The sequence below is a fragment of the Paenibacillus agri genome, assembly GCF_013359945.1.
Classification (GTDB): Bacteria; Bacillota; Bacilli; order Paenibacillales; family Paenibacillaceae; genus Paenibacillus_AQ; species Paenibacillus_AQ agri.
In genome coordinates this window covers 1-243 of sequence record NZ_JABWCS010000068.1, presented here as the reverse complement: position 1 = coordinate 243, position 243 = coordinate 1, and the positions used below count along the sequence as shown (strand labels likewise).

The following is a 243-nucleotide window of genomic DNA, read 5'->3' as shown; positions in this document are numbered from 1 at the left end:
GTGGCCGTTCACCCTCTCAGGTCGGCTACGCATCGTCGCCTTGGTGAGCCGTTACCTCACCAACTAGCTAATGCGCCGCAGGCCCATCCCGCAGTGACAGATTGCTCCGTCTTTCATCCTCCCAGCAGGAGCTAAAAGGAATTATCCGGTATTAGCTACCGTTTCCGGTAGTTATCCCAGTCTGTGGGGCAGGTTGCCTACGTGTTACTCACCCGTCCGCCGCTAACCATCAGGAGTGCAAGC

1 rRNA gene is annotated in these 243 nt (G+C 57.2%); it reads right to left on the bottom strand.

From position 1 onward, the window contains the following. A 16S ribosomal RNA gene (locus HPT30_RS00305) occupies positions 1–243 on the bottom strand; the annotation flags it as partial.